The sequence below is a fragment of the Microcoleus sp. PH2017_05_CCC_O_A genome (assembly GCF_020738785.1).
GTDB lineage: Bacteria > Cyanobacteriota > Cyanobacteriia > Cyanobacteriales > Microcoleaceae > Microcoleus.
On record NZ_JAEQCB010000266.1, the window covers coordinates 1 to 5,823 of the forward strand.

6 protein-coding genes are annotated in these 5,823 nt (G+C 47.8%); all 6 read right to left on the bottom strand.

Annotation, left to right across the window (positions count from 1 at the left end):
- Positions 1-144 precede the first annotated feature (144 nt).
- Positions 145-837: a response regulator transcription factor gene (locus JGK20_RS33350; RefSeq protein ID WP_293193997.1), complete on the bottom strand. Its 693-nt coding sequence runs from the start codon at positions 835-837 to the stop codon at positions 145-147.
- A 118-nt stretch (positions 838-955) separates the two neighbouring features.
- On the bottom strand, positions 956-3,292 hold the full coding sequence (locus tag JGK20_RS33355) for a tetratricopeptide repeat protein (RefSeq protein ID WP_293233685.1): 2,337 nt from the start codon (positions 3,290-3,292) through the stop codon (positions 956-958).
- 519 nt (positions 3,293-3,811) lie between these two features.
- Positions 3,812-3,979 (bottom strand): ssl1498 family light-harvesting-like protein, encoded by a 168-nt coding sequence (locus tag JGK20_RS33360; RefSeq protein ID WP_293187141.1) that lies wholly within the window; start codon positions 3,977-3,979, stop codon positions 3,812-3,814.
- 80 nt (positions 3,980-4,059) lie between these two features.
- Entirely contained in the window at positions 4,060-5,091 is a 1,032-nt protein-coding gene (locus tag JGK20_RS33365) for a thiazole synthase (protein WP_293226844.1), read from the bottom strand.
- Complete coding sequence (locus tag JGK20_RS33370; protein WP_293233687.1) at positions 5,075-5,383, bottom strand: hypothetical protein; 309 nt, start codon at positions 5,381-5,383, stop codon at positions 5,075-5,077. The genes JGK20_RS33365 and JGK20_RS33370 overlap by 17 nt, the downstream gene beginning before the upstream one ends.
- Before the next feature lie 28 nt (positions 5,384-5,411).
- Positions 5,412-5,823: RNA-guided endonuclease TnpB family protein (locus tag JGK20_RS33375; protein ID WP_293187144.1), on the bottom strand; the 412-nt coding region annotated here is incomplete at its 5' end.

Here is a 5,823-nt window from a genome sequence, read left to right on the forward strand (position 1 = left end):
CAAATAGTCTCGTGCGATCGCCCGAGTTGCGGACAAAGCTACCCAAATAGTCAAGGATGGGTAGCTTTGTCCATAAATTAAGTTACAGTTTCAAACCCCTACAGCCTTGTCCCTACAGATCCGGCTGCCGAATGCCGAATACTGCTAGGTTTTTGGCTCAAACTTGTAACCTACTCCCCGGACGGTTTGAATCATTGAGATTTGGTTGGTATCTGGTTCAATTTTGCGGCGAATTTGACCGATATGGACATCCACCACGCGATCGGCTCCCACATACTCGTAGTCCCAGACTTCTTGCAGCAATTCCGATCGCCTCCATACGCGACCGGGTTTGCTTGCCAAACAGTACAGCAGGTCGAATTCTAAAGCCGTCAAAGCAACTATCTGACTGTCGAGAATTACCTCGCGCCGGACGGGATCTATTAGTAGCTCTCCAAAGGTCAGACTTTGTTGTTGAGCCGGAGTAACAAGGCGTTTGCGCTTCAAAATTGCTGCAACGCGAGCTCCAATCTCTACAAGACTAAAAGGTTTAGTAATGTAGTCGTCAGCGCCTTCGGCAAACCCTTTCATTTTGTCAGCTTCATCGGTTCGGCTGGTCAGCATCAACACAAACACGCCCGTCCGTTTTTGCATCTCTTGACAGAGTTTGTAGCCAGTAGTATCGGGTAAATTTACATCTAGAACTACTAAGTCAGGATTGAGTTGCTCAAATAATTCCAGACCAGTCTGACCGTCTCCGGCCGACTCAACTTGATAACCTTGCTGGCTCAAAAAACGGTGAATTAAATTTCGGATTGCCGGGTCGTCATCAACCACAAGGATTTTTACAGGGGCCATGACCACAACTTTGTTTGAAGAATTAGGCAAGAAGATTCAGCCATAATAATAGAAAACTGGATACAAATCTCGAAAAAATTGAGCTTTTATATAGTTGTAGCCATATTTATAGCCATACTTATAACCTACGTAAGATTTCAGGCAATAAATCTCCAGGTACTTTGGATAAGGCTAGATTTTGGCCTTGCAGCCCACATTCGCTATAGAAAGCTCTAATCGTTTTCACAATATAACTCAATGCAGTTTGCCGGGAATCGGCAGCTTGAGAGTTTGGCGGGGCTTGCAGGTTAAGTTTATCTCCATATGTTAACCCTTTGTCGTTGAGATGTTGTCCCCATTCGGCACACACTTGCAACTGGTGGTGCAGTGCTGCTTCTAGATGGCTGGTTTGGGCGGCTTTGTTGGTGGCGAAATCTTGGTCTGTGGCTAGTTGATAGTGGGCTAGTCCGAGATTGTTGCGGGCGGCCCAGGTGTCAAAGGTGAGTTGGGTTCGATCGAGCTGGCCGGCGATATCCAGTGCAGCTTCGTAGGCGGTAATCGCCTGCTGTAAAGATTCCGTCCGGGCCTGTTTCTGCTGGAACTGGTTCCCCAAATGCCAATAAGCGGTACCGAGATTGTTGTAGGTGGCTGCTGCTGCTGCGGGTACCAATTCTCGGGTGCGGTATTTCAAGGCTTCGCGGTAGGCATCAATCGCCCTGACTAACAAGAGTTCTGAGGGTTCGTGCTGGGCGAGGTTCCAGCAAGCGGTACCGAGGTTGTTTTGGACTCCGGCATAGTTGAGCGGTTCTCGATCGGGACTGTAACAGCAAAGGGCTTGGGTGTAAGCGGCGATCGCGCTTTTGAGATAGACGATCGGCTGACCATCTTGAGCTAAATTCCAGTATGCTGTCGCCAAATTATTCTGAGCCGCCGCGTACTGCTGGGGCTCCGCCGCCGGGTCTAAATCTAGTAGCGCTTGTTGGTAAGCTGCAACTGCTTGCTGCAAGTTCTCTGTCTTATCTTGATAGCGGGCTAAATCTGCCGAAGCGATGCCCAAATTTTTGTTTAATCTCACGCGGGTTTGGGGTGCGCTGTCGGCATCTGTGCGGTTCAAACCTTCAAGGTAGAGGGCGATGCTGCGTTCGAGGCAGGATACCGGATCGGCTGCGTTATGCTGCTGCGTGCGATCGCGCGACAGCATCCAGTAGAAAGTACCGAGATCGTTGATCAGATCGGAAATTGGCGGTAGGCTGTGGGACTCCTCGGCGTACTGAGTTAAGTTTTGTGTCAATTGGGAAATTAGCCGCGCGCATTCCTCGGTTAGTGGTTGATTTTCCTGGGAGTTGTCGTCGAGTTCCAGGTATGCAATCACTTGCTCGATCGCGCGAATGGCAATTGTCAGGTTTTGCGGGGAGGAATCTCCGCCCAGAATCCGATCGCGGTAGTAATTTCCCAAACTGTGATAAGCCAAAGCCAAAGCTTCGGAACAGCACTCATGTTCTTGCAGCAATGCAATATATTGCAGGGTTTGCAGCGGCAGAAAATTGTCTTCCGATGCGGGATTATCTTCTACTTCCAACTCCTGAGAAGCCGCTGCTAGCACCAAATCTGCCAGTTCGACGGATTTAGAATCTGTTGTGGCGGGTTCAGAATCGGGAATGGGAGATGGGGAATCGGGAATTGGGGATGGGGAATCGGGAATGGGGGATGGGGAATCGGGAATGGGGGATGGGGAATCGGGAATGGGGGATGGGGAATCGGGAATGGGGGATGGGGAATCGGGAATTGGGGATGGGGAATCGGGAATTGAGGATTCTTCAGAAGACTTTAAATATTTTAAAAGTTGGTCGCCATAGTCTCCGTTGTCCCGCAAGTTTCCGAAGTTTTCCGAGTGTCCGAAGTCTTCCGAGTGCCCGAAGTCGCCCTTAGCTGGAGTTGGTTCGCCTTCAAACTCAAATACTCCGGTGCGCCATTGCCAAAATTCCGGGGCCGATTGCTCGATCGAACTCAACCAAGGGCGCGACACCCACAGCAACAGAGTAGATTCGCACATTTGCAGGTTTGCTTCGATGTCTCTCAAATAGCTCAGGAACGACCACTGCACGGCTGGTGAGTGCCTGGTCAGGTGTTCGGCCCCGAGAATTTGAAATCCCGGCAAACGGCTGTAGCTGCCGCCGTTTCGGGGCAGTGGGTGTTGAGTCAGCCATGCGGCGATCGAGTCCCAAGGATTGGGCTCGCTCACGTCGAGTTCCAAACTGACAAATCGGGGATAGTCGATCGGGTAGGGACGAGAAATCGAGTCGGCGCCCTCGGCGGCTAATTCTGCCTGCAAGCGGGCCGCCAGACAGTCCCGCAAACACAGGTCGTCGCAGGCGGCAATAAAAATTTGACGGCGTAAGTTGAGGTCGATCGCCTGTTTCAAGCGTTGATAGATCTGCTTGTTCGAGCTAGAAACTTTTTGGGAAGGAATAGACATCACGGTCTGGCGATTTTAGATTTTAGATTTTAGATTTTAGATTTGGGAATGTAGATTTGGGAATGTAGATTGTAGATTTTAGATTTGGGATTGTAGAGTTGAAATCGCTCCTAACTCGCAACACCGACGAGTTCGGCAGTCAATCGCACCGTTGATGACCTGCATGATTGTAGATTTTCAATTAGCAATTTTTTTATATTTGTGACGATTCCGTCTGATTAATTGCAACGATCGCCCCTGAACCTGAACGCCGAAAGGAAAAAACCCTATTTCTGCTTGTCTTGTTTAGTCTTCCAGCTCGCTCGGCACGCTTCAGGACTGTTGCAACTATAGCGGATCAAGCTCTCATATTCGCGGACGTTGTTGGGAAGAGAGCCCTCTTGGTTTCAGTGGTTATATAACCTGTCAGTCATACCTCACCTTTTTGAGAAAGGCTATATCCATTGGTTGGGAAACATGGTTTGTTGAATGATTATTTAAAATAGCGATTTGAAGCAGCTTTGAGTGTCAGGTCAGTTTTTACACAGAAGCAGCCACAAACACCAAACCGGCTACTAACAGCGCGGCGGCAACACCCAGGATGATGTAGTTCCGTTGCTGGTTCTTGTTGGGAGGTACGGCGTCGTACATCTTCGGCTCTTTGGCAAAGTTGTTCAAGCGTCCGTCTTCTTCGGTAGTATAAGGCATTGGCAACAATCCTCAATATTTTTGATTGCCATCACTTTACCAAAAAACGCTATCAAATCGCCGCCCTTAAGTTCGGGAATTTATTTTGAGGTGACAGTACCTGTTTCGGGAGAAGAGGCGATCGCGTAATCTTTGACCGGCATTCTTCCTGCTAAGTACGCTAAACGTCCCGCTTCTGCGGCCATTCCCATTGCTTTGGCCATTGCCGGAGAATTCTGAGCATTGGCGATCGCGGAATTAATCAAAAGTGCATCAGCGCCCATTTCCATGGCTTGGGCCGCTTCGCTGGGAGTGCCGATCCCTGCATCCACCACCACAGGGATATTCACCGTGTCAATAATGATTTGAATATTGGCAGCATTATTGATCCCTTGCCCCGAACCGATGGGCGAACCTAAAGGCATGACAGTCGCACAACCGACTTCTTCTAGGCGTTTTGCTAGCAGCGGATCGGCATTGATGTAAGGCAAAACGGCAAAACCTTCTTTGACTAATTGCTCTGCGGCGTGCAAAGTGCCGATCGGATCGGGCAGCAAATATTTAGCATCCGGAATCACTTCTAACTTAACAAAATTATTATCTTCCTGCCCTAAAAGCTTCGCCATTTCCCTGCCCAAACGAGCCACTCTAACCGCCTCATCCGCCGTTTGACAACCGGCAGTATTCGGCAGCATCCAAATTTTAGTCCAATCAAGAGCCTCTGCCAATCCTTCATGACCGGGAGCATTTGTTTGCACTCGCCGCACAGCCACAGTCACAATTTCGCATCGGCTAGCGTTGACACTTTGCTGCATTTCGGCAATGCTGCGATATTTTCCCGTCCCCGTCATCAAGCGAGAATGAAAAGTTTTGCCAGCAATCACCAGAGGTTTATCAAAAGATGGAGTTGCTGTATCTACTGGATAGCCAAAAATACTATACTCAAGTGCCTCTTTCCATTGTTCTCTACCGCCCAACATCTCTTCCAGTTGCAAACCTTCTTTATTTGTCAGCTCATCACGAGTAACTGCATAAACAATTTGCCCAACTGTAATCAATTTCGCCTCTCGCGGCATATTATTTTTTAAGCCGGTTTGTATAACTTCTTCAAATTCATTAAAAACGTCTTCCATTTCCCCATTCCTCCCTAGTAATCTGTTGTACTTCTTCGCTGTTGAATACTAATATAATATTCTGGATAAGTTGTCTTTCGTCCGAATAAAAAGCTTTTCTGATGCCATCGTTTATCTTCCAAAATTCATAACTATCTCGGTTGATGTGAATAATAACGGCTGCTGCACCTTGATTCTTTGCCCTGCTGATTCCTTCTTGAAGTCGGTATCTGATGTTTTTAGTAGATTTTGTCAACTCCTTAAATTCGGAAATCTCACCGTCAATCTCAGCATCTGGCGTTCTGCTATACAAATCCTAGACAAGTCTAGACATTTGCTTCTTACTTCATCGGGAGCATGGGAGCGGTTATCCCTCCGTAAGCTTTCACGATGAAAGCCAAGCGCGATAAATTAATTGCTGCGTTCAAATCCCTGTCCATCGAATGACCACAACTTTCACAGTCGTAGGTTCTTTCTTTTAGGGGCATATCTTGAATATGTCCGCAGTTTGAACAGGTTTTACTCGAAGGGAACCAGCGGTCGGCAATGATTATTTCACAGCCAAACTTTTTAGCTTTGTATTCTAGCTGACGTTTGAATTCATAGAATCCACAGTCAGCGATAACTTGAGCTAGTTTGTGATTAGCTAGCATTCCCGAAACATTCAAATTTTCTACTACTATCGTTGCGTGGTTTTTGCCTAAGTAAGTAGTAATTTGATGGAGAGTATTTTTTCTGAGATTCGCTACCGCT

Excerpts from the sequence above, each read along its gene's own strand:
- JGK20_RS33360 (WP_293187141.1), bottom strand. The coding sequence starts at position 3,979 with ATGCCTTATACTACCGAAGAAGACGGACGCTTGAACAACTTTGCCAAA.
- JGK20_RS33365 (WP_293226844.1), bottom strand. The coding sequence starts at position 5,091 with ATGGAAGACGTTTTTAATGAATTTGAAGAAGTTATACAAACCGGCTTA.
- JGK20_RS33355 (WP_293233685.1), bottom strand. The coding sequence starts at position 3,292 with ATGTCTATTCCTTCCCAAAAAGTTTCTAGCTCGAACAAGCAGATCTAT.
- JGK20_RS33350 (WP_293193997.1), bottom strand. The coding sequence starts at position 837 with ATGGCCCCTGTAAAAATCCTTGTGGTTGATGACGACCCGGCAATCCGA.